The following is a 385-nucleotide window of genomic DNA, read 5'->3' on the forward strand; positions in this document are numbered from 1 at the left end:
AGCCCGATCTGCGCCGCTGCCCTGAATGATCAGGGTGTTGTGACCGACATCCGGGCGGATGGTGTTTGCCTTGACGCCGAATGCGTCCAGCAGCTTGAAGACATTCTGTGCCGATACGTAGCGCAGCGGGACGACGCTCAGACCTTGGCCGGCCTCGGCCGAACGGCCCCTGTCGATCCCTCCGGACCCCACCGCCTCGTTGGCGGGCAGCAAGCGGTAGCCGCTATGATCGCGGATCATGGCAACGTTGGACATCCGCAATGCATTCTCGAGCACGTAGAGTGCGTCCGACTTGGCAATCGGACGGACAGAAGCCAGCGTCACCGTGCCTTGAACGCGCGGATCGATGGTGTACCCGACGCCAAGCAGGTCTCCAAGAACCACC

At 62.9% G+C, this 385-nt stretch carries 1 protein-coding gene; it reads right to left on the reverse strand.

The features are described 5' to 3' along the window. Positions 1–385 (reverse strand): secretin N-terminal domain-containing protein (locus Q0L57_RS13965; protein WP_366940910.1); only part of this gene is annotated, 385 nt, incomplete at both ends.

The sequence above is a fragment of the Mesorhizobium sp. genome (assembly GCF_024509055.1).
GTDB lineage: Bacteria > Pseudomonadota > Alphaproteobacteria > Rhizobiales > Rhizobiaceae > Mesorhizobium.